This is a genomic window from Pseudomonas sp. DL, from assembly GCF_047199225.1.
Classification (GTDB): Bacteria; Pseudomonadota; Gammaproteobacteria; order Pseudomonadales; family Pseudomonadaceae; genus Pseudomonas; species Pseudomonas aeruginosa.
Genome location: NZ_CP178323.1, coordinates 2,402,550 through 2,424,181, shown reverse-complemented (window position 1 = coordinate 2,424,181; position 21,632 = coordinate 2,402,550). Strand labels below are relative to the sequence as shown.

15 protein-coding genes and 2 pseudogenes are annotated in these 21,632 nt (G+C 66.5%); 11 read left to right on the top strand and 6 right to left on the bottom strand.

Going from position 1 to position 21,632, the window contains the following annotated elements; all coding sequences use genetic code 11:
* Positions 1 to 6: 6 nt before the first annotated feature.
* The gene (locus ACI766_RS11545; protein ID WP_031652645.1) at positions 7 to 1,242 is read right to left on the bottom strand and encodes an NADH:flavin oxidoreductase/NADH oxidase family protein; all 1,236 of its coding nucleotides are present in this window, start codon (positions 1,240 to 1,242) and stop codon (positions 7 to 9) included.
* Positions 1,243 to 1,369: 127 nt separating this feature from the next.
* The gene (locus ACI766_RS11540) at positions 1,370 to 2,200 is read right to left on the bottom strand and encodes an alpha/beta fold hydrolase (protein ID WP_031652644.1); all 831 of its coding nucleotides are present in this window, start codon (positions 2,198 to 2,200) and stop codon (positions 1,370 to 1,372) included.
* A gap of 232 nt (positions 2,201 to 2,432) precedes the next feature.
* Between ACI766_RS11540 and ACI766_RS11535 the strand changes: the two genes are divergently transcribed.
* Positions 2,433 to 2,921 carry a MerR family transcriptional regulator gene (locus tag ACI766_RS11535; RefSeq protein ID WP_023105237.1) on the top strand — a complete coding sequence of 163 codons (489 nt, stop codon included), beginning with the start codon at positions 2,433 to 2,435 and terminating at the stop codon, positions 2,919 to 2,921.
* Between the two features lie 99 nt (positions 2,922 to 3,020).
* The gene (locus ACI766_RS11530) at positions 3,021 to 3,707 is read left to right on the top strand and encodes a type 1 glutamine amidotransferase domain-containing protein (protein ID WP_412828500.1); all 687 of its coding nucleotides are present in this window, start codon (positions 3,021 to 3,023) and stop codon (positions 3,705 to 3,707) included.
* Positions 3,708 to 3,868: 161 nt separating this feature from the next.
* Here ACI766_RS11530 and ACI766_RS11525 read toward each other — a convergent pair whose 3' ends face one another.
* Positions 3,869 to 4,507 (bottom strand): DUF6348 family protein, encoded by a 639-nt coding sequence (locus ACI766_RS11525; RefSeq protein ID WP_023105236.1) that lies wholly within the window; start codon positions 4,505 to 4,507, stop codon positions 3,869 to 3,871.
* A 192-nt stretch (positions 4,508 to 4,699) separates the two neighbouring features.
* On the opposite strand from ACI766_RS11525, the gene ACI766_RS11520 reads away from it, so the two are divergent.
* The 8 genes from ACI766_RS11520 (at position 4,700) to ACI766_RS11485 (ending at position 16,782) form a co-directional block, all read left to right on the top strand.
* A complete protein-coding gene (locus ACI766_RS11520; RefSeq protein ID WP_003090600.1) occupies positions 4,700 to 5,179 on the top strand; it encodes a VOC family protein in 480 nt (159 codons plus the stop codon).
* 31 nt (positions 5,180 to 5,210) lie between these two features.
* On the top strand, positions 5,211 to 5,603 hold the full coding sequence (locus tag ACI766_RS11515; protein WP_003114392.1) for a GFA family protein: 393 nt from the start codon (positions 5,211 to 5,213) through the stop codon (positions 5,601 to 5,603).
* A gap of 29 nt (positions 5,604 to 5,632) precedes the next feature.
* Positions 5,633 to 5,911 carry a hypothetical protein gene (locus ACI766_RS11510; protein WP_023105235.1) on the top strand — a complete coding sequence of 93 codons (279 nt, stop codon included), beginning with the start codon at positions 5,633 to 5,635 and terminating at the stop codon, positions 5,909 to 5,911.
* A 74-nt stretch (positions 5,912 to 5,985) separates the two neighbouring features.
* Positions 5,986 to 6,525 (top strand): hypothetical protein, encoded by a 540-nt coding sequence (locus ACI766_RS11505; protein ID WP_023105234.1) that lies wholly within the window; start codon positions 5,986 to 5,988, stop codon positions 6,523 to 6,525.
* 76 nt (positions 6,526 to 6,601) lie between these two features.
* Positions 6,602 to 8,485, top strand: a complete 1,884-nt coding sequence (locus tag ACI766_RS11500; RefSeq protein WP_087823975.1) for an AAA family ATPase — start codon at positions 6,602 to 6,604, stop codon at positions 8,483 to 8,485.
* A 1-nt stretch (position 8,486) separates the two neighbouring features.
* On the top strand, positions 8,487 to 9,125 hold the full coding sequence (locus ACI766_RS11495) for a 4Fe-4S cluster-binding domain-containing protein (RefSeq protein ID WP_004344339.1): 639 nt from the start codon (positions 8,487 to 8,489) through the stop codon (positions 9,123 to 9,125).
* A gap of 14 nt (positions 9,126 to 9,139) precedes the next feature.
* Positions 9,140 to 15,436, top strand: coding sequence for an AAA domain-containing protein (locus tag ACI766_RS11490; protein WP_115282359.1), 6,297 nt, complete (start codon positions 9,140 to 9,142; stop codon positions 15,434 to 15,436).
* On the top strand, positions 15,433 to 16,782 hold the full coding sequence (locus tag ACI766_RS11485) for a hypothetical protein (RefSeq protein ID WP_087823977.1): 1,350 nt from the start codon (positions 15,433 to 15,435) through the stop codon (positions 16,780 to 16,782). The genes ACI766_RS11490 and ACI766_RS11485 overlap by 4 nt, the downstream gene beginning before the upstream one ends.
* Before the next feature lie 230 nt (positions 16,783 to 17,012).
* Here the strand turns inward: ACI766_RS11485 and ACI766_RS11480 are convergent.
* The 3 genes and pseudogenes from ACI766_RS11480 to ACI766_RS11470 form a co-directional block, all read right to left on the bottom strand.
* A pseudogene (locus tag ACI766_RS11480) lies at positions 17,013 to 18,383 on the bottom strand (IS30-like element ISPa37 family transposase); the annotation flags it as partial.
* A gap of 38 nt (positions 18,384 to 18,421) precedes the next feature.
* Positions 18,422 to 19,275, bottom strand: a pseudogene (locus tag ACI766_RS11475) (IS3 family transposase); the annotation flags it as partial.
* A gap of 205 nt (positions 19,276 to 19,480) precedes the next feature.
* A complete protein-coding gene (locus tag ACI766_RS11470; protein ID WP_226341671.1) occupies positions 19,481 to 21,160 on the bottom strand; it encodes a DNA cytosine methyltransferase in 1,680 nt (559 codons plus the stop codon).
* Here ACI766_RS11470 and ACI766_RS11465 point away from each other — a divergent pair.
* On the top strand, positions 21,153 to 21,632 hold the full coding sequence (locus ACI766_RS11465) for a very short patch repair endonuclease (protein ID WP_307753571.1): 480 nt from the start codon (positions 21,153 to 21,155) through the stop codon (positions 21,630 to 21,632). The genes ACI766_RS11470 and ACI766_RS11465 overlap by 8 nt on opposite strands.

The following is a 21,632-nucleotide window of genomic DNA, read 5'->3' as shown; positions in this document are numbered from 1 at the left end:
CGGCGCTCAGGCTTCGGCGCGCGAACGCATGAGCCGCCGGTAACGGCGGGTCTGCAGCAGCGCGCCGGCCTGCTGCGCGAGCAACGCGCACAGCGGCGACACCCGTGGGTTGGTCGCCCTGCCCCGGCTCAGCTTGCGCAACTGGAACTTCACCGCGGCCATGTTCGCCAGCGAGGCCAGGGGTTTGTTCCTCCAGGTTATCGGCCGCAACTGCGGCGCCGAGTCCTTGCCGGCGCGCCAGTCGCGCGGCAGGTTCGGCTCGATCGCCAGCGCCGTGCCGATGCCGACCATGTCCACCCCGCTGGCCAGCACCTGCTCGGCCACCGGCCGCCGGCGGATGCCGCCCGTGACCATTACCGGCATCCGCGCCGCCGCGCGGATGTCGCGGGCGAACTCGACGAAGTAGGCCTCGCGGGCCAGGGTCCGCCCGTCGCGCGCTTCGCCCTGCATGGCCGGCGCCTCGTAGCTGCCGCCCGACAGCTCGACCAGGTCGACGCCCAGGCCATCGAGCATCCGTACCACCTCGCGGGCATCGTCGGCGCTGAAGCCGCCGCGCTGGAAATCGGCGGAATTCAGCTTCACCGCCACCGCGAAGCCAGGGGCAACCTCGGCGCGCACCGCCCGGACGATCTCCAGCAGCAGGCGCGCGCGATTCTCCAGGGAGCCGCCCCAGGCGTCGCTGCGGCGGTTGCTCAGCGGCGAGAGGAACTGGCTGAGCAGGTAACCGTGGGCGGCATGGATCTCCACCCCGCTGAAGCCGGCCCGCTCGGCCAGGCCGGCGCTGCGGGCGAACCGCTGGATCACCTCGGCGATCATCGCCTCGTCCATCGCCTTCGGCGTAGCGAAGTGCCTGGACATCCCGCCCAGTTCCAGCGGCACCGCCGAGGGTGCCCAGGCCTGCTGGCCGAGATTGGCCTGCAGCTGCCGGCCGGGATGGTTGATCTGCAACCAGAACTGCGCGCCGGCGGAACGCCCGATGCGCGCCCAGCGGCGGAATTTCTCCAGTTGCGCGTCGTTTTCCAGGACCACCCCGCCGGGGCCGGTCATGGCACGGCTGTCGACCATCACGTTACCGCTGATCACCAGCCCGGCGCCGCCGTCGGCCCAGGCCTGGTAGAGGCGCATCAGGCGTTCGGAGGGGGCCTGCGCGGCATCGGCCATGTTCTCCTCCATGGCGGCCTTGGCGAGGCGATTGGGAATGGTCGAGCCGTTGGGAAGCGTCAGCGTGTCGAACAGGTTCATGGGCCTACCTCATGAGGACAGTGGCCCGACGATAAGATTGAAGTCGACTTCAAGGTCAACGCTTTTTTTGCCGCGCCGCCCGGGCCCTGACCGGGTGCCGGGAGCGCGCCCCCGGCACCCGGCGCGCTCAGCCGCGGATGAAGGCCAGCAGGTCGGCGTTGATCACCTCGGCCTGGGTGGTCGGCATGCCGTGCGGGAACCCCGGATAGATCTTCAGCGTGCCGTTGCGCAGTAGCTTCGCCGAGAGTACGCCGGAATTCTCGTAGGGCACGATCTGGTCGTCGTCGCCATGCATCACCAGCACCGGGATGTCGATGCGCTTCAGGTCATCGCTGAAGTCGGTCTGGGAAAAGGCCACGATCCCATCGTAGTGGGCCTTGGCGCCGCCCATCATGCCCTGCCGCCACCAGTTGCGGACGATCCCTTCCGAGGGCTGCGCCCCGGGACGGTTGTAGCCATAGAACGGGCCGGCGGGAATGTCCTGGTAGAACTGCGCGCGATTGGCCGCGAGCTGCGCCTGGAGATCGTCGAAGACGCTCTTCGGCAGGCCGCCCGGATTGCCCTCGGTCTTCACCATCAGCGGCGGTACCGCGCTGATGATCGCCGCCTTCGGCACCGGGTCGTCGGGATAGCGGGCGATGTAGTGGACAACCTCGCCGCCGCCGGTGGAATGGCCGACATGGATCGCCCCGCGCACCCCGAGGCGCTCGACCACCGCCGCCACGTCGTCGGCGTAGTGGCCCATGTCATGGCCGTCCCAGACCTGGCTGGAGCGACCGTGGCCACGGCGGTCGTGGGCCACTACGCGAAAGCCCTCGGCGAGGAAGAACAGCATCTGCGCATCCCAGTCGTCGGAACTCAGTGGCCAGCCATGATGGAAGTAGATCACCTGGGCGTCGCGCGGCCCCCAGTCCTTGTAGAAGAGTTCGACGCCATCCTTCGTTGTCACGTAACCCATGTCGCTTCTCCCGATCGGTGTGGATGCAGGCAACGGCGCCACCCTGCGGCCGCCGTTCCCTGTGTAGAGTAGAAAGCCGCCTGCGTTGCGCCGCCTGGACGAGGAAAACGCGACCGGCGGTAGCGCCCATGCGGCCTGGCGAACCCGTCGATGGAGGCGAGTTCGTCGCCCGGCCGTGAAACCACCCTAGGCTTGAAGTAGGCTTGAAGGTCAACGCGTTTCGAGGTGCGACATGAAAATCGGCGAACTGGCCAAGCTCACCGGCCTGGCGACATCGCGCATCCGCTTCTACGAGGCCAGCGGCCTGATCCGCTCGCAGCGCAAGGCCAACGGCTACCGCGACTATGCGGCAGACACCGTGTGGATCCTGGAGCTGGTCACCGGCGCCCAGGGCGCCGGCTTCTCCCTGGAGGAGATCGCTCGCCTGCTGCCGAGCGGCGACGGCGCCTGGCAGCACGGCGAGCTGCTCGAAGGCTTGCGCCGCAAGGTGGCCGAGATCGAGGCCCTGCAACGACACCTGGAACAGAACAAGGCGCAATTGCTGGTGGCCATCGAAAGCATCGAGAACAAGCCGGACGGTCTGCAGTGCACGGAAAACACCCAGCGCGTGCTGGAGCGCCTGCGCGAGGAAGGCCCTCCACAGACGGTCGGGCGTCCACGGCAAACCCGCTCGCGGGGAGCCTCTTCCACGCCGGCGGAGCAGCGGCTTTCCGACGCTTGACCTTGAAGTCGACTTGAATCTTAGAGTGACGCCAACCCACCCGGACAGCCTGCCGAAACCGGCTGCCGACGGGATCACTCACCGAGGAAGGTCAACGCAATGACCAAGCGCATCCTGCACGTCGTCACCAACGTCGCCCACTATGCCGATCCGACCCAGCCCACCGTGCTGTGGCTGTCGGAGTTGACCCATGCCTACGAGATCTTCGCCGCTCGGGGCTACCAGCAGCGCCTGGTCAGCCCCCGCGGCGGCGAGTCGCCGCTGGAGCCGCGCGCCCTCGGCTGGCCCCACGCCGACGCCAGCGCCAAGGCCTGGCTGGCCGACGAGACACGCCTGGCGCTGCTGGCCGACACTGCCGCTCCCGAGCAGGTCGACGCGGAGGCGTTCGACGCCATCTATTTCACCGGCGGCCACGGCGTGATGTGGGACTTCCCCGACGACGCCGGGCTGCAGCGCCTGACCCGCGAGATCTACCAGCGCGGCGGCATCGTCTCGTCGGTCTGCCACGGCTATTGCGGCCTGCTCAACACACGCCTGGACGATGGCCGCCTGCTGGTCGCCGGGCGCCGCCTCACCGGCTACTCCTGGATCGAGGAAGTGCTCGCCGGGGTCGCCCGCAAGGTGCCGTACAACGTCGAGGAAGAAATGAAACGACGCGGCGCGCTCTACGAAAGAAGCCTGCTGCCGTTCACCAGCAAGGTGGTGGTCGACGGCCGCCTGGTCACCGGGCAGAACCCGCAGTCAGCCAAGGCCACGGCCGAGCAGGTGGCCGCCCTGCTCGGCTGAACGCACGGCGCGTCAGTCCTGCGCGCGCCTCATCTGGAAGTCGTGGCGCCGCTTGCCGATGAAGAACGATTCTGCATCGTCCCGTCGGCCAGGGGCCGCAGGATCGTCGCAGTGCTGGTCGTGTGGTAGGGATCGAACTCGTCGAAGGGCGACGCGGCGGCCTACGCCAGCGGCTTGAGCATGAGGAAGTTGCGCACGCTGTAGTAACCCTGCGAATCCTGCCAGTCGAGAGCGGCCAGGTTCTGCATGCCGGCCTCCCACGGCTGGTTGTCGAACAGCGCTTCCACCGTGCGCTGGTTGCCGAAGGCACAGAAGAAATGCCGGAACCAGTGCAGGCGCGCGTCCAGCGGCTCGGTGCGGATCGCTCGCTCGATGCTCGGGAACAGCCCGGCCGGCAGCGGCGGCGCCTTGCCTTCGGCGCCGCGCAGGCCGAGGTTGCCGATATGCACCTCGAAACGCCGCTCGCCGATCTCCCAGGTCTCCACCATCACCTGGTCCTCCTCGGCCTGGCCCCAGAGCGCGGAAAGCAGCACGTGGAAAGAGTTGGAGGCGAAGTTACGCAACGCGTCCTGCAAGCCGTCCTCGCCGCTGCCGATGCCGGCGAAGGCTTCCTGCAACTGGCGCTCGTCCTCCAGCAGCACGTCGACATCCAGCCGTCCGGTCTTCTCCCCCGCATACCAGGTGGCGCGGATCGCCGGTAGCCGCCTGGCTGGCGCCACCCATTCGCCGTGCACGACGCAGTCGATCCGGTGGGATTCGAACAGAACAGCCAGATGCTGCGAGACGGAGACCGCTTCCATGGGTTGTCCTTGCATGGTCGAGGGCGCGCCGCCGAGGCGCTGCCCGGAAAGCCCGGCGAGGCCGGGCGAAACGCGGCATAGGGTAGCGCAGATCGGCACTCGCGGCGCGACCTCCCGTTCGGCGCCTGCCCAGGTCGCCGCACGCCAGCCGACTAGACTGGCGGGGTCGCCCCCGCCCATGGAGACCCAGCCATGATCAGCAAGAACACCATCTGCCTCTGGTACGACAGTGCCGCCCTGGAGGCCGCGACCTTCTACGCCGAGACGTTTCCCGACAGCGCCGTGCTGGCTGTCCATCGCGCGCCCGGCGATTACCCTTCCGGCAAGGAGGGCGACGTACTGACGGTGGAGTTCCGGGTGATGGGCATTCCCTGCCTCGGGCTCAACGGCGGCCCGGCCTTCCGCCACAGCGAAGCGTTCTCCTTCCAGGTCGCCACCGACGACCAGGCCGAGACCGACCGCCTGTGGAACGCTATCGTCGACAATGGCGGCGAGGAAAGCGCCTGCGGCTGGTGCCGTGACAAGTGGGGCATCTCCTGGCAGATCACCCCGCGCGTACTCAGCGAAGCCATCGCCAGCCCCGACCGCGCGGCGGCCAGGCGCGCCTTCGAGGCGATGATGACGATGGGCAGGATCGATATCGCCACCATAGAGAAGGCCTTCAAGGGCTGAACGCCCCAACGCCTTGCAAAGGAGTCACGAAATGGATCGATTCACCGGCGGCTGCCTCTGCGGCAAGGTCCGCCTGGTGGCGAGCGGCCGCCCCTACCGGGTCGGGCTCTGCCACTGCCTCGACTGCCGCAAGCACCACGGCGCGCTATTCCACGCTTCGGCGATCTTTCCCGAGGAGGCGGTGAGCATAGAAGGCGAGACCCGCGACTATGCCGGGCGTTTCTTCTGTCCGCAGTGCGGCTCCTCGGTATTCTCGCGCAGCGCCGACGAGATCGAGGTCAGCCTCGGCGCCCTCGACGCTCCCGACCGGTTCCAGCCCACCTACGAACTCTGGACCGTCCGCCGCGAGGGCTGGTTGCCGGCGTTTCCGCTGGCACGGCACTATGAAAGGGATCGCGAAGGCGACGGACGCAGCGAAGAGTGACGTTGTTCCAGCAGGAGAAGAGAGGCAGCATGGACGAACTGCTCGAAGAGCACCTGGAGATCGCCAAGGCGCTCTTCGCGCAGCGCTTGCCGTACTGGTGCGATGTCTTTCTGCGCCCGGCCGACCAGGCTTTCAACGCCTACCTGAATGCCCGCGGCCAGGCCTCCACCTACCTGGTGCTCGAAGGCTTCGATCCGGTCTATGTTCCTCGCGGCTGCGACCTAGACGCCGTGCGCGCGACCGCCAGGGCCAGGGCTCGATTGAGGGAAGCGGGGCTGGGCGAAGACGCGCTGCCCGTACTGCTCTGAGCGCAGGCCGCCAGTATCGCGGAAGCGTCTGCTGGCAATTTCTCCCACCGCACTGTCCGCCAACGGAAGGCTACATGACCCGCCCCTACCTGCTCCGTCTCGCCGCCGGCCTGGCGCTTCTCCTGCCGGCCGCCTGCACGTCCCCTGCCCCGCCAGCACCGAACCTGACCGCGCTGTTCGCCGACGCCCTGCACTGCCGCGTCGACTTCCCCGACGCCCGCGACCGCGCAACCGCCGAGCGCCTGCGCGCCGAGGGCGTCGAAGTGCTGGATCGCGCGCCCGGCGAGACCCTCGACCTGCTCTACCGCTTCGCCACCCCGCTGCGCATCGACGGTAGCCTGGTGAACGCGGTGCGGGTACGCGGCGACAGCGGCGTGCTGGTGATGGCCTACGCCGAGGGCGACCTCGAAGACTTCGCCCGGCGCCAGGGCGCGACGCCGCACCCGGCGGAACGCGCCGCGCTGGATGGTTTCGCCGAGCTGGAGGTGCTCTACAGCCGGCCGCTGTCGCCGCGTCCCGGCCTCGACGAAAGCCCGCCGCGCCTGGTGATCGGCCGCGGGATCGAGGCGGCGGCGCAGGCGTTCCGCTGGGGCTGCCGGAGCTACGACGGTTGAGCAGGCGCTCCGCCAAGTCTGGCACCCGGAACTCGTAGCGGTTTTCGTCGCCTCCGGCGAGGTCAGGGTTGGAGACATGGCCCTCGGGGCAATATGCTGTGGCCATGACACACGCTGTGAGCGACTATCGATGCCAGGGACTGCACTGTTCGAAAAGCCACGCTGGTTGCGCGACCTCCTGCGCTTCCTGCCCCTCAAGAGTCAATTCGTCCTCTCCGGGAACATCCGCGACCTGCAAGCCTGCGAAGTGGTGCTGGGTACGGTCACCGCGCAGAGCTTCAACCAGACCCTCTGCGACGCCCTGCTGGACGCCGGCTACACCCAGGTGCTGGCCTGGGATCCGCTGGCCGGGTTCCGCGTGCTCGGCCGGCCGGGCATCGAGGCGGGGGCCACTCCGCAGGTGCTTCTCGACCTCGGCCTGACCCCGGTGGAGGGCGCCGCGCCGGCCGGCATCGACCTGCTCGGCGCGACCCTGCAACGCCTGGTCAACCGTAGCGGCGAGCCGATCGCCCTGATCGTCGACTTCGCCTCGCGCCTGGCGGTGCGCAACGACGCCCTGAGCGCCGCCGAGCATCAGTTGTTCACCCAGGCCCTGGTGCTCTCCCACCAGGCCCGCAGCCGTCCCGCCGGGGAACAGCGCAAACCGTTCTTCAACAGCGTGCTGTGGGTGGTGGAAAAGGAAGGCGACCTGCCCGACTGGCTGCTGGTGGACAACCCGCGCCTGCGCCATATCCCGGTGTCGAAGCCCGACCAGCCGGCGCGCCGGGCCCTGGCCCCGGCGCTGCTCCGCGGGCTAGGCGGCGCGGGCGTCGCCGAGGAGGCCCTGCAACAGGCCGCCGCAACCTTCGTCGAGAACACCGAAGGCCTGCTACTCCTCGATCTCAACGCCATCGTCCAGTTGGCGCGCGTGGAAGGCCTGGCCATGGAACGCATCGCCGACGCCGTGCGCCGCTACAAGGTCGGCGTCACCGAAGACCCCTGGCTGAAGATCGACCGCCAGCGCATCCGCCAGGCCGACGAGATCGTCCGCCGCCGGGTCAAGGGCCAGCAGCACGCGGTGACCCACATGCTGGACATCGTCAAGCGCGCGATGACCGGGGTCGGCGCCAGCCGCAAGGGCAACCGCCCGCGCGGCGTGGCCTTCCTCGCCGGGCCCACCGGGGTCGGCAAGACCGAGCTGGCGAAGACCGTCACCAGCCTGCTGTTCGGCGACGAGAGCGCCTACATCCGCTTCGACATGTCCGAGTTCAGCGCCGAGCATGCCGACCAGCGCCTGATCGGCGCGCCGCCCGGCTACGTCGGCTACGACGTCGGCGGCGAACTGACCAACGCGATCCGCGAAAAACCCTTCAGCGTGGTGCTCTTCGACGAGATCGAGAAAGCCCACCCCCGGATCCTCGACAAGTTCCTGCAGATCCTCGACGACGGCGTGCTCACCTCCGGGCGCGGCGATCGCGTGTACTTCTCCGAGGCGCTGATCGTGTTCACCTCGAACCTGGGCATCTACCGCCAGGGGGAAAACGGCGAACGGGTCGCCAACGTGCTCCCCGGCGAGCCCTTCGAGGCGGTGCAGGGCAAGGTCCACGGCGAGATCGAGCGCTACTTCAAGCTGGTTCTCAACCGCCCGGAAATCCTCAACCGGATCGGCGAGAACATCATCGTCTTCGACTTCATCCGCGCCGACGTCGCCGAGCAGATCTTCACCCAGATGGTCGACGGCACCTTCGCCGACCTCCGCGAGCAGCGCCTCGTCATCGAACTGGCCGAGGCGCCGCGCCAGGCGCTGCACGACCTCTGCCTGGGCGACCTGTCCAACGGCGGCCGCGGCATCCGCAACCAGCTCGAAGCGCGCCTGCTCAACCCGTTGTCGCGGGCACTGTTCGACCAGGACGCGCAGCCGGGCGAGCGCTTCCTGATCAGCGCCCTGGACGCCGACGGCCTGACCCTGGAACGCCGCTGAGATGGAACTGAGCCTGTCGCGGGTGCATTTCCCGGTGACCACCCTGGGCCCGGGACGGCGCCTGGGCATCTGGTTCCAGGGCTGTAGCATCCGCTGCCCCGGCTGTATCTCCGCCGATACCTGGGGGCCGGGACGGCGGCGCATCGCCCTGGCACGCCTGCTCGCCGACATCCAGCCATGGCTGGAGCAGGCCGAGGGCATCACCGTCTCCGGCGGTGAACCCTTCGAGCAGTTCGCTGCCCTCCTCGCCCTGCTCGGCGAACTGCGCCGGCGCAGCCGCGCCGACATCCTGGTCTACAGCGGCTACCCGCTGGAGCATCTGCACGCGCAACTGGAACAGGCCGCCGGGCTGATCGACGCGCTGATCAGCGACCCCTACCAACAGCACGCCGAACAGAGCCTGGCCCTGCGCGGCAGCGACAACCAGCGCCTGAGCCTGCTCACCGAACTCGGCCGCGCGCGCCTCGGCGGCTACCAGCGGCCACTGCGCGAAGACGACAAGGCCCTCGACCTGATGTTCGACCATGACGGCAGCGTGTGGATGGCCGGCATCCCGCGCCGCGACGACCTGCTGCGGCTACAGGACCTGCTGCGCGACCAGGGCCACCAACTTAGCGTCAGCGCCCACCGGCCGCGCTGAATGGATCGATACCGATGATACGTTTCTGCCCCAACTGCCAGAGCGAACGCTCGCTTTCGGAAATCTTCTGCGAAGGCTCGATCCAGGGCCAGCCCTGCGGCTGGGACCTTTCCGCCGAAGCCATCCATCCCGCCGGCTGGCGACCGCAACCGGTGCTGACCCAGGAAGCCATCGCGCCGCCCGCCAGCGAGCCGCCAACGGCGTCCGCCCCGCTCTGCGCCAACGGCCACCCGCTGCAACCCGGCGACCTGATGTGCCTGGAGTGCGGCGCCGCGCCGGCCGAAGGCCCGCTGCCGATGCAGGCCGAGGCCACGCCGCAGCCCGCCGTCACGGAAACCCTGATCGACGGCTGGCGTCTGCTGCGGCAGATCGCCAGCAGCGACGGCGTGCGCGAGCGCTACCTGGCCGAACACGCGGAAAGCGCCCGCCAGGCGGTGCTCACCCTGTATCGCCCGGGCGCCGAGCCGGACCCGGCGATCTACGACGTGATCCGCCGCCTGCCGCGCGAACACGTACCGGAAATCCTCGCCACCGGCCGCTGGGACGAGCGCGCCTACGAAGTGGTCGAGGAGCTCACCGGCGGCAGCCTCGCCGACCTCGGCACCGTGCTGGAGGACCGCGAGGCGGTGCGCCACGTGGTCCGCGAGCTGGGCCACGCCCTGCACGTGTTCAACGAAGCCGGCCTGCGCCACCGCGACCTGCGCCCGGCCAGCCTGCTGGTGCGCAGCCACGAGCCACTGGACCTGGTGATCAGCGGCTTCGGCTCGGCGCGCCTGTCGGAGTTCGACCTGGATATCGTCTCGCCGCTGGAGACCAGCCGCTACATGGCCCCCGAGGCGATCGCCGGCGGCGTGGCGGCGGCTTCCGACTGGTGGAGCCTGGGCATGATCCTGCTGGAGCAGTTGACCCGCGGCGCCTGCTTCGAAGGAGTCAACGCCAACGCCTTCCTGATCCACGTGCTGGCCAACGGCGTGGCGCTGCCCGACGACCTCGACCCGCAGTTGCACCTGCTGCTGCGCGGCCTGCTTGCACGCGACCGCCACCAGCGCTGGCAGTGGCCGCAGGTACAGGCCTGGCTGAACGGCGAGGCGGTGGACGCGCCGGCCTCGGCGGACAGCGAAAAGGACGACGCCGAAGGCGCCAGCATCGCCCTCGGCGCACGGCGCTTCCGCAAGCCGACGGTCTTCGCCCTGGCCGCGGCCCAGGCCGAGCACTGGGCGGAGGCCCTCGACCACCTGCTGCGCGGGGCGATCGTCACCTGGGCCGAGCACATCGGCCTGTCGCCCAGGCTGCTCGCCGGCCTGCGCCAGGTGGCCCAGCACGAGGGGCTGGAGGACGACTTCCGGCTGATGCTGGCGCTCAAGCTGCTGAACCCGGAAATCCCGCTGATCCAGCGCGGCGAGATCGTCACCCCCGGCTGGCTGCTGGAGCATCCGCTGGAGGGCTACCGGCTGATCAGCGGCTCGGTGCCCGACCTGCTCGAACAGTTGCACACCGAAAGCTGGCTGTCGCGGCTCAAGACCCGCGCCGAGAACGTCCGCCAGCGCGCCCTGCACCAGCACATCGAACTCGCCGAAGAACAGTTGCGCATCTACCTGCTGTCGACCTCGCGGGCGCGCCTCGCCGCGCAGTGGCAGGAGCGCCAGCGCCTCCTGCCGGACACCGAGCACCCCGGCCTGCTGGCCCTGGCCGAGCGCCGGGTGATCGCCGAGGAAGACCTGATCGTCCTGCTCAGCGCCAACATCGGCCAGTTCCGTGCCGCCGAGGCGATCGTCGAGGAAGCCGCCGGCCTGGCCCGCGACGCCGATGTGCACCTGTTCGACGCGGAGACCGCGCGCGGCCTGTTGCAGCACTCGCGGCAGGAGCTGTACCGCCGCGTCGACGAACGCATCAGCGGCTTCGCCCGCAGCGGCGTGCCCAGGGTCGACGAATGGGCCGAGCAGTTCCGCCTGGAGCGGCGCATGCCGTTGGCGAGGGTCCTGGTGCTGCTGGCGATCCCGCCGGAACAGTGGCTGGAACCGCAGAAGCAGCAGTACGTGTCGCAGATCCTCGATTTCTTCGAGAAGAAAGTGGTCGCCGCAGTGATGCGCGGGCCGCTGGTGCGCATGAGCATCGGCAAGAGCACTCCACGCATCGACCTCAACGAACTGGATAGCGCGCGACGCCCCGCCGCCGCTCTGCTCGACCACCTGCTGCAACGCAACGCCCGCGCGGTGAGCCTCGACCCGGACAGCTTCCTCGCCAACCCGCAACTGGAAGTGCGGCTCAACGCGCTGTCCCGGCAAAGCTCGCTGTACAAGCGTGACACCGGCATCGACGGCCTCTACCTGGGCTTCCCCTTCCTGCTCAACCGCGACCCGCGCGGCACCACCCGCACGCGCATCGTGCCGCTGCTGCTGTGGCCGCTGAAGCTGCAACTGGAAGTCGGCAGCCGCGGCCAGGTGGCGCTGGCCTTCGACGGCGAGCGCGAGGAAGTGCGCCTCAACCCGGCCCTGGAAAGCCTGCTCGGCCCCGAGCCGTGCAAGCGCTGGCGCAAGGTCGCCGACGAATTGCTCGGCCGCTCCGCGCTGCGCGCCGCCGATGTGATGGATGCCTTCGGCCTGCTCGCCACGCCGCGTGCTAGGGTGCTGGAAGGATTGCCACCGAGTTCCACCGAGGTCACGCCCTACCAGGACCAACTGGCCTGCGCCGCGGTGCTGTTCCACGTCACCTTCATGGGCCAGGCGATCGGCGAGGACCTGCGCCAGCTGAAGAGCCTGCCGCCCTCCGGCACCGGCCTGGAGACCGCGCTGCGCCTGCGCGAGAACGGCGAGCCGGAAGCCCGCGAGAGCCCGCCGGAGTTGCAGCGCTACTTCACCGTGGCCAGCGACCCGTCCCAGGAGGCCGCCGTGCTGCAGGCCCGGCAGAGCCCGGGGCTGCTGGTGGAGGGCCCGCCCGGCACCGGCAAGAGCCAGACCATCGTCAACATGGTCGCCGACGCCATCGGCCGCCAGCGCAGCCTGCTGATCGTCTGCCAGAAGCACGCCGCCCTGGAAGTGGTGCACAAGCGCCTGGTGGCCGAGGGCCTGGGCCAGCGCATCGTCATGCTCAACGACGTCAACCGCGACCGCGAACCGGTGATCCGCAACATCCGCGAGCAGCTCGAAGCGCTGTTCGCCGAAGCCGGCGGCGCCCAGGGCTGGGAGCGCCAGCGCGAGCGCCTGGCGGCGCGTATCGAGGCGCTGGAAGGCGAACTGGACCGCTACCACCAGAGCCTGCACCGCGTGGACGAGGCCACCGGGCTGAGCTACCGGCGCCTGCTCGGCGAACTGATCGAGCTGGAGAAAGGCTCGCCGCCGCTGGACTTCCCGGCCCTGCGCCAGCGCCTGGCGGCGCTGGACATCGGCAGCCTGGCGCGCCTGGAGGAAAACTGCGCGCCGCTGGTCCGCCTCTGGCTACCGGCCCGCTACGAAGGCAGCCCGCTGGCGCAACTGCGCGCCTTCGCCACCGACCAGGCCACCCTGCACGCCTTCGCCGACAGCCTGCGCGCCTTCGGCGAAGCGGAGAACGCCCGGCAGAAAGCCCTCGACGAACACCCGGCGAGCTTCGAGGTCGACGACCCGACGCCCTACCGCGCCTGGCTGGCAAGCCAGGTGGGTACCCTGCTGAATTTGCGCGAGGAGCAGCGCCAGCGCCTGGCCCACTGGCTGCCGCTGTTCCGCGACGCCACGCCAGGGCAGCCGAGCCGTGGCGACGGCCTGTTGGCGGAGGCCGAGCAGATCGAACGGCAACTGCGCCAGCTCGACCTCGAACGGCATGCGCCGCTGCTTTCGCCGGCTCTCGCCATGCTCGAAGAGAACAACCTCGAACGCTTCCAGGCCCACGCCCGCCAGGTGCTCGAGGCACGCACCTGGCTGGCCCGGCTCAACCCGCTGCGCCTGCTGCGGCGCGGCCGCCTGCGGCGCTTCCTGCGCGAGCACGGCGAGGCCGACGACGACAGCCGCCTGGCCGCCCTCCTCGGCGCCTGCGACCTGGAGCGCCAGTGGCGGCCGCTGCGCCGGCAACTGGCGGCGCTGCAACAGAGCCTGGGGCTGGCGACAGTCACCACCGATGCCGGTCCGGAACTGACCGGCCTGGCCGGCAGCGCCAGCCAGCAACTGCGCGAGATCCAGACCCTGGCTCGCGGCCTGGCCCAAGCGCCGCGCGCCGAGCAGCTCGACGCGGTGATCCTCACCGGCGAGAAACAGCGCTTCGAAGCGCTGCTCGGCGACCTCGACGCCGCGCTGATCCGCCAGGCCGCACGCCAGCTCAGCCTGGACAAACTGAAGGTGCTCGCCGACTGGCTCGGCGACGAACTGCTGGAACAGCTGCACCGCGCCATCGCCGGCAACCAGAGCAACCTGCCGGCCCTCGGCCGCCTGCGCGAGGCGCTACCGCAACTGGTCGCCTACCAGCGCTTCCGTGGCCGCGCCGGCCAGCTCGAAGCCACCGACCTGGAATTCCTGGCCCTGCTGCGCCAGCGCCAGGAACGACTCGACGCGATTCCCGCCGAAGCACTCGAAGCCACGGTGCGCCGCATGCTCAACCGCGAAGCGCGGCTGGGCTGGAAGCAGCGCCTGGAACAAGACAATCCGGAACTGCTGTTCAGCCAGGACGAAGCCAGGGCCAGGGTCGCCAGCCTCGCCGAAGCCGACGTGCAGATGCGCGCGCTGAACCGCGAACTGCTCGGCAAGGGCATCGACGCCGCGCGCCTGGGCAGCCGCAAGCAGTGGGAAGACGTCACCCGCCTGACCGGCAAGCGCTCGCGGCGCCTGCGCGAGTTCATCGAGCTGGGCGCCGAACTCGGCCTGATGAGCCTGCGCCCGGTCTGGCTGATGAACCCCGACCTGGCCAGCCGCGTGCTGCCGCTCAAGGCCGGGCTGTTCGACATGGTGATCTACGACGAAGCCTCGCAGATGCCGGTGGAGTTCGCCCTGCCGACCCTCTATCGCGGGCGGGTCACGGTGGTTAGCGGCGACGAGAAGCAGATGCCGCCGACCGCGTTCTTCTCCAGCCGCGTGGAAAGCGACGAGGCCGAGCTGTTCGACGGCGAAGCGCCCGACGAGGACGCCGACGAGGAGCAGCGCGAAGCCTACGAGGACACCTGGAACCGCCGCGAGATCAAGGACTGCCCGGACCTCCTGCAACTGGCGCGCAACGCTCTGCCCAGCACCACCTTGCAGATCCACTACCGCTCGGCCTACCGCGAGCTGATCGGCTTTTCCAACGCCTCGTTCTACGGCAACCGCCTGAGCGTGCCGGTACGCCATCCGCAGGCCAACATACTGCGCATCAAGCCGCTGGAACTGATCCAGGTGAACGGCCTGTACCAGAACCAGAGCAACGAGCGCGAGGCCGAGCGAGTCGTCGACTACCTCGCCGAACTCTGGCGCCAACCCTACGCGGCGCGGCCGTCGGTGGGCGTGGTCACCTTCAACCGCAAGCAAGCCGACCTCATCGAGGAGCGCCTGGAACTGCGCGCCGAGCAGGACGAGGCGTTCCGCGCCGCCTACAGCGAGGAGCGCGAGCGCAGCGAAGACGGCGAGGACATGGGCGTGTTCGTGAAGAACGTGGAGAACGTGCAGGGCGACGAGCGCGACGTGATCGTCTTCTCCTCCACCTTCGGCCGCAACGGCCAGGGCAGCTTCCGGCGCAACTTCGGCGTGCTCGGGCAGACCGGCGGCGAGCGCCGCCTCAACGTGGCGGTGACCCGCGCGCGGCGCAAGGTGGTGATGATCACCTCGATGCCGATCGGCGACATCTCCGACATGCTCGGCACCCAGCGCTCGCCGAGCAGCCCGCGCGACTACCTGCAAGGCTACCTGGAATACGCCCGCGCACTGTCCGCCGGCGAGTTCGCCGGTACCGGCCAACTGCTCGAGCGCCTGCACACCGACCGCAGCGACCAACGCCGCCAGCCCTACCAGCGGCACGACGGCTTCAGCGAGATCGTCGGCGAGTACATTCGCTCGCTGGGCTGGTCCGCCGCGCACGCCAGCGAAGGCGACGCCTTCGGCCTCGACTTCGCCATCGAGAACCCGGCCACCGGCCTCTACGCCATCGGCATCGAATGCGACGCCCCCTGCCACCCGCTGCTGGAACGCGCCCGCGCCCGGGAAATCTGGCGACCCTCGGTGCTGCGACGGGCGATCCCGCACCTCCACCGGGTTTCCTCCCAGGGCTGGTACCACGACGGCGACAACGAACGCGCACGGCTGCGCGCCGCCATCGAGAAGGCCCTGGCGCCCAGCGCGGAAACCCATCCCACGGCAGCAGCGGAGGCCTCCCAATGAGCGGACCGAAAGTTGTAAGAATCGTCACCCGGGAAGAAGCCATCGCCACCTGCGAGCGCGACCTGCAACGCCTGGACAAGGCCCTCGCGCGCTGGGAAAACCAGGCCAGCCGGCTCGCCCAGCTCAGCGACGCCGAGCGCGCCGCCGCCCACGCCCGCCGCGCCAGCCTGCACGCCCTGCTCGAACAGGAACGCTGGCTGGACGTGCAACTACAGGTGAAGATCGAAAGCGAATTCCTCAAGCGCGACCTCGCCGAACGCGAAGAGCGCGCCATCCGCCAGGCCGCGGAAACGCGCCAGCAACACCGCCGCCTCCAGGAAAACGCCAGCGCCCTGTTCCAGGCCCTCGACGCCAGGCCCGATGCCGCCAGCGCGACACTCCGGCAAACCCTGCAAGCGCTGGCCGACGGCGCCCTCCGCGACGACGCGGAAGCCCTGCTCGCCCAAGGCTTCGCCGCCCTCGCCAGCGCCCCCGCCGAGGAACGCCTCAGCGCAGCCCAGCACGAACTCGCCCAGCGCCTGAAGACCGACGAAACGCCCATCACCCTGGAACAGTGGCGCGCCCGCCAGCAACAGGACGCCCCGCGCGAACAGCGCCTGGCGCGCATCGACCGGCACATCGCCGAACTGCAACTGCTGCAAGGCGAGGCCAGCGCCCAAGCGTTCCTCGAGCGACTGGCCCGCGCCGAAGCCGAACAGCGCCCGGAGCGCCGCAACCTGCTGCTCGACAGCCTGGTCCTCGACCTCGCCCAGGCCGCCCGCGAACACCAGCAGCAACGCCAGCGCCTGGAACACCTGCAAGACCTCGCCAGCGAAGTCGCCGCCCTGGGCGCCGCCGAACACGCCGAACTGCTCCAGCGCGCCGCCGCCTGCCAGCCCGACAGCGATCCGCAGCAACTCGCCGAACTCACCGAGCGATGCAACGCCATCCTCACCGCCCACCTCCAGCAACAGGCCGCCCTCGCCCGCCGCCAAGCCGTGCTCCAGGGCCTCGCCAGCCTCGGCTACGAAGTCCGCGAAGGCATGGCCACCGCCTGGGCGCAGACCGGCAGGGTCGTCCTGCGCAAACCCGCCACCCCCGGCTACGGCCTGGAAGTCGGCGGCAAGGCCGACAACGGCCGCCTGCAACTGCGCGCCGTCGCCCTCAACGCCAACCGCGACAGCCAGCGCGACCGCGACATCGAAACCCTCTGGTGCGGCGAATTCCAACGCCTCCAGGCCCTGCTCGCCGCCCAGGGCGGCGAACTCAGCGTGGAACGCGCGCTGGGAGTGGGAGAAGTGGCGTTGAAGGAGATTGGCGAGGAGGAGCAGCGGGAGATGGGGGTGGCGCGGCAGAGGGGGTTGTGAGGGGGGCCGGCTGGCGCCGCGGCAAGGCATTCGATCCGGGCAGTCCATCGCTTGACCCCTGGATGTAGTGGTCAACCCATCCCGGACAGTGGGTTGAGTTTTTCTTCGGCCACTGCAGGTGGTAACCCGTCGTTGAATTGATGCGGCCTGATCCAGTTGTAGCGGTGCATCAAGTAATGACTGATGTCCCGTTGGGCCTCCTGCGCCGTCAGGGGTGGATTCAATCGGCCGGCCGTCGCAACACTGGGTTGCTGAATAGATGTTAGATAGTCGTTCAGTACCTCGGCAGGTGTTTTCCAGCCGAGCGTTTTCCTGGGTCTAGTGTTCAGCGTATGGGCTACGGCTTGGATCTCTTGGTAACTCCAACGAGACAGGTCGGTGCCTTTCGGGAAATATTGCCGTAGAAGACCGTTTGTATTCTCGTTCGTACCGCGCTGCCATGGACTGTGAGGGTCGGCAAAGAAGACTTTTACTCCAGACTCAATGGTAAAGCGGACGTGATCCGATAACTCCTTTCCACGATCCCAAGTCAATGATCGCCACAGCTGAACGGGTAAGCCAGTCACGGCCCTCTTCAATGCATTGGTCATGGTGACAGCACCGTAGCCAGCAAGAGCGGGACCGTTCTTCGTCCGGGGAGTCAGCCCGTAACCTTCCTCGCGAGGCAGATGAACGAGCATGGTAAATCGGCTTGAGCGCTCGACCAGCGTCCCGATGGCGGATCGGTTCAGGCCAATGATCAGATCACCCTCCCAATGCCCTGGTAAGGCACGATCCTCCACCTCAGCAGGACGGCTGGAAATCATGACATCCTCGCTGACATGTGCCCATGCTTTGGCCTGCGCCCTGGCTCTTGGTACGCGCAACGGCCGCCCAGTACGCAGGCAACTCACCAGTTCATGCTTGAGAGCGCCTCGCCCTTGAATGTAGAGAGCCTGATATATGGCTTCGTGAGAAATACGCATGGACTTGTCATCCGGGAAGTCGATTTGCAGCCGGTTGGCAATCTGTTCGGGTGACCAACCATTGACCCATTTACGGTCACCACGATGTGGTTTATTTCGTCCCTTGAATGGTGCCTGTAGAGGACCGGCAATCTCACGGCCATTAGCGTTATGAACCTTGCCTTCCAAGCGCTCTTGCACGTAATGGCGCAGTTGCGGGTTGGTCACCAATCTCGCCGGCTTCGGTCTCTTGGCAACCAATTCAGCCTTCCACTGCGCGACTGAAGCGCGATACTCGAGCTGGCCGCTACGAGTTGCTGCGTTACGAGTCAGCTCCCGTGAAATGGTCGACGGACTTCGTCCAAGACGGCGAGCAATCTCACGCACACCAACACTTTGCGCCCGGAGCAGCCCGATCTCTTCTCGCTCAGCGAACGACAAGTACCTTCCTGATATGTGGTTCGACATGAATAATGGCATTCCGCCGCGATGACGGAACCAGCGTGTGCCTACCGCTGACGATACGCTAATAGCCTCTGCCGCCCTTTCGCTTGTGATCCCGGTTGCGATCTGTTCCCAAAATAGCCGCTCGATCTCTCGGCGAAGTGACGGGGCACCTGGCGAGCGCATTGCCCCTCGCCCCGTCAACTCCTGCATCCACCCTGCAGGTCGCCCCATAAACACCTCCACGATCAAAGGTGTTGCAACGACCGGTTGAATCCACCCTGGCTGCCCTGGTCTGAATGGAACAGCACCTGCTGTGGCTTGCCGCGCTGTTCGTAGGCCATGTTCAGGGCCTTGATCACCAGTTCGGCATCCGGCTTGGCCGAGAACGCCCAGCCGATCACCCGCCGGGTATGCAGATCCAGCACCGCGGCCAGGTAGTGCCAACGGCCTTGCGCCCAGACGTAGGTGATGTCGCCACACCACACCTGATTGGGATGCTCGGTCGCGAATTCGCGGTTCAGCCGATTCGGGATATCCGGCCGCTCAACCGTGGCCTGTTTGTAGGCGTGCGAGCCCGGTTGCTTGCTGACCAGGCCCAGCTCACGCATCAACCTACGCACTCGGAAACGGCCGATGGTCACGCCCTCTTCGCGCAGCATGCCCAGAATGCTGCGGCTGCCGGCCGAGCCCCGACTCTGGCTGAACAACTGGTTGACCTGGCTGCGTAGCGCCACGCGGCGAGCATCGACACGCCGCCGTCGAAGACGGTGGACGTAGTAGCAAGACCGCGCCACATCGAAAGCTGAACAGACCACTTCCACCGATTCCTGCTCACTCAACTGGTCTATCAGCGCGTACGATCGAGTTCGTCCGACATCAAGAGAGCGGTAGCCTTTTTTAGGATCGCTTTCTCCCGCTCCAGCCGGTTGATCCGGGCCTCCAGTTCCTGGATCTTCTGCTGTTCGGGCGTCAGCGCCTTGCTCTTCGGGATCACGCCTTGGCGTTCCGCCTGGAGCTGTTTCACCCAACGGCGCAAGGCCGAATCCACCACCCCCAGCGAACGGCAGGCCTCGATATGGCTGTAGCCCTGGTCCAGCACCAGGGCGGCGGCCTCTCGCTTGAACTCGGCGGAAAATGTACGTCATTGCTTGCTCATCAGACACCTCTCTCAGGGCGAGGATTCTCGCCTAAATCGGTGTCCGGGATCAGTAGACCACTACAAGGCATCCACAGAGAACCAACGAATCAAATACGAGTAACAATAAGCACATTGAAAATCTGCCGATCGCCCACATCGGCAGATTTCTTCATACATTTTTTAATCGCCTACCACGCCCCCACACGCAAGAAAAATTGCTAGACTTCTCTTTTGATGCCTTTTCACACACAACATTGAAAACAATCCCCGCAATTTTATTTGCCAGAAGCGGAGGCACCGCATTACCTACCTGCTGAAATTGCTGAGTTCTATTTCCCTGGAAAAAGTAGTTATCGGGAAAAGTTTGTATCCTAGCGGCTTCACGGACAGTCAGGCTACGGCACTGTTTTGGATCATAATGGATAAAATAGTGCCCATCTTTTGAAATGTGACTAGTGATGGTTGTGGCAGGCTGATTCGCCAGTTGAACTCGAAACCTGTCGCTGAACTTTCCAGTTTCCCAGTTCTTGTGTGCCGGAGCCAACCCCTTCAGAGAAAACTGCTGATGCCCTTTAGGAGATACCCCATGAGCTCGGGCAAACAGACTTGCAAATATATAGCGACGTAGATCCGAAGGCATATGTCCACGCGCATCATGGTTCAGCCAATAGTCCAAGTCGTCATCCAGATACCACTCATCCAAAGAAGAAAGGCCCGTCCTTCCATCTTTTCCGACTCGGGCAACCCGGATATCTCCAACATCAATCGAAGCGGACAGTAGACCGCTTCTGACAATATCCATCTCTGAAGCCAGTTTCGGATCAGCTCTCTCATCGAGTTCTGATCTCAGCTCGTCCAGCTGATCTGCAACCACTCGGTACCAGGCTTCATTTCCATCGCGCTGCCGGGTCAGTCGGCTACGCAGCATCGGGAGGTCGCCCAGAACCTGTTTGACCACTACCTTCTCCTCCGCCTTTGCCAGCAGCGCATGGGATGGAATGCTGCCCTCCTCATCCAGAGCTATGCCGAGGAGAATCACTCGATGCCTAGCTTGAGGAATGCCGTGCTCCTCTGCCCTGATGACGAAAGCATGAGGATCTACCTGCTCGACATCATCCCCTGGACCATAGGTTTGCCCGCTCACGAGCGAACAGATGCGGTACTTGATGCCGGGCTCGGCATCTCCGAGAGCCTTGTTGGGATCTGAGAGATCTTTCAGTATCTGGGAGAAGATTCTCTCCCCTCCCACTTTGGACGAAAGAATACCCTTCACATTCTCCATGACGAAGACTGCAGGCTTTCTCTCCTTGATGATTCTCAGATATTCCTTGTAGAGGAAATGGCGATCATCCTCTTCGGCACTATAGTTTGCCTTTGCCTGATTACGCGCACGGCCGACAACCGAATAGGCTTGGCAGGGCGGACCACCTATCAGTACCCAGGGTCGACTGCTGTCAAGCCGTACATCGAGGATCTCATCAAGCTCTCGATCTCCCTCCTTCGTGCCAAGCGTTATGCATCGTGCCTCTGCCTCTGCCTCTTTCCACTCGGCTTCGCTCGCATCCGAGTAGGGCCGGTCCGTAGTACCGTTGCAAAAACTGTAGTAGTCGATCAGCCGCTTCGGATTCTTTGTTTTCAGAAGACGGTAGAATGCCCTCAGTCTGAGGGTTTGCCATGCCGCAAGATCCTTTTCGGCAGACACGACGATCTCGAACTGCTTGCCATCCCCAGAAGCCGAAAACCCCTCACCCAACCCCCCCGGCCCTGCGAAGAGATCGACGACCTGAATCGGCCTGGGAAGCACTGCCACAGCATCAATAGCTGTATGCTCCCTGAAAATCATGTTCATCTGGATTTCTGTCATGGATGTAGTCAGCAAAGAAGTCAGGTCTCGCATGATGGCCGGGATTCGCGGTAGCGACACGTTGCCGGAAATGAAGGTTCGGCGACTGTTGCATAGGCACGGCTTCAGGTATCGCTTGCATCCGCGGGAGCTTCCGGGCAGACCCGATGTGGTTCTCCCCCGCTACCGCGTCTGCATATTCATTCACGGGTGTTTCTGGCACAGGCATCCAGGGTGTAGGTATACCACTACCCCGTCCACTCGAGAGGACTTCTGGCGTCTGAAATTCGAGCAGAACGTGAAACGGGATCTCAGAAACCGGAACGAGCTGTTGCAACTTGGATGGCGCGTCATCGAGCTCTGGGAATGTGGAACACGCCGTCCGGAAACGGACATGCACTGGTTGCTGGAAACGATCCCGGATTGTAATCAAAAATTCGTGGCCTGGCCCGAGTTTCCCGATACTGCCCCTTCCTGA

Coding starts and splice junctions, on each gene's coding strand:
- ACI766_RS11545 (WP_031652645.1), bottom strand. CDS start 1,242: ATGAACCTGTTCGACACGCTGACGCTTCCCAACGGCTCGACCATTCCC.
- ACI766_RS11540 (WP_031652644.1), bottom strand. CDS start 2,200: ATGGGTTACGTGACAACGAAGGATGGCGTCGAACTCTTCTACAAGGAC.
- ACI766_RS11535 (WP_023105237.1), top strand. CDS start 2,433: ATGAAAATCGGCGAACTGGCCAAGCTCACCGGCCTGGCGACATCGCGC.
- ACI766_RS11530 (WP_412828500.1), top strand. CDS start 3,021: ATGACCAAGCGCATCCTGCACGTCGTCACCAACGTCGCCCACTATGCC.
- ACI766_RS11525 (WP_023105236.1), bottom strand. CDS start 4,507: ATGGAAGCGGTCTCCGTCTCGCAGCATCTGGCTGTTCTGTTCGAATCC.
- ACI766_RS11520 (WP_003090600.1), top strand. CDS start 4,700: ATGATCAGCAAGAACACCATCTGCCTCTGGTACGACAGTGCCGCCCTG.
- ACI766_RS11515 (WP_003114392.1), top strand. CDS start 5,211: ATGGATCGATTCACCGGCGGCTGCCTCTGCGGCAAGGTCCGCCTGGTG.
- ACI766_RS11510 (WP_023105235.1), top strand. CDS start 5,633: ATGGACGAACTGCTCGAAGAGCACCTGGAGATCGCCAAGGCGCTCTTC.
- ACI766_RS11505 (WP_023105234.1), top strand. CDS start 5,986: ATGACCCGCCCCTACCTGCTCCGTCTCGCCGCCGGCCTGGCGCTTCTC.
- ACI766_RS11500 (WP_087823975.1), top strand. CDS start 6,602: ATGGCCCTCGGGGCAATATGCTGTGGCCATGACACACGCTGTGAGCGA.
- ACI766_RS11495 (WP_004344339.1), top strand. CDS start 8,487: ATGGAACTGAGCCTGTCGCGGGTGCATTTCCCGGTGACCACCCTGGGC.
- ACI766_RS11490 (WP_115282359.1), top strand. CDS start 9,140: ATGATACGTTTCTGCCCCAACTGCCAGAGCGAACGCTCGCTTTCGGAA.
- ACI766_RS11485 (WP_087823977.1), top strand. CDS start 15,433: ATGAGCGGACCGAAAGTTGTAAGAATCGTCACCCGGGAAGAAGCCATC.
- ACI766_RS11465 (WP_307753571.1), top strand. CDS start 21,153: ATGTTCATCTGGATTTCTGTCATGGATGTAGTCAGCAAAGAAGTCAGG.
- ACI766_RS11470 (WP_226341671.1), bottom strand. CDS start 21,160: ATGAACATGATTTTCAGGGAGCATACAGCTATTGATGCTGTGGCAGTG.